The organism is Halomonas sp. SIMBA_159, assembly GCF_046536035.1.
In the GTDB taxonomy this organism is placed as follows: domain Bacteria; phylum Pseudomonadota; class Gammaproteobacteria; order Pseudomonadales; family Halomonadaceae; genus Vreelandella; species Vreelandella venusta_A.
Map to the genome: position 1 here is coordinate 1 of NZ_JAWJBT010001724.1, position 232 is coordinate 232.

Below are 232 nucleotides of genomic sequence, written 5' to 3' on the forward strand. Positions count from 1 at the left end.
CGATGCCTACGACCCGGTCTACGGCGCGGCGCTGGACGTGCCGGACTTCACCTCGCGCCAGGTCCAGGTGCAGTCGCAGATCGGCCTGTACCTGCAGGACCAGATCCGCATCGACCGCTGGGCCGTGACCGTCGGCGCCCGCCAGGACTGGGTCGGCACCGACACCGACGAGCGCATCAGCGGCAGCAGCGCGCACCAGAGCGACGACAAGGCCACCGGCCGGGTCGGCGTG

Annotated in this window: 1 protein-coding gene; it reads left to right on the top strand. The window is 72.0% G+C overall.

Going from position 1 to position 232, the window contains the following annotated elements:
* On the top strand, positions 1-232 hold a 232-nt coding region (locus tag R0J87_RS25100; RefSeq protein ID WP_498889740.1), incomplete at both ends, for a TonB-dependent receptor domain-containing protein.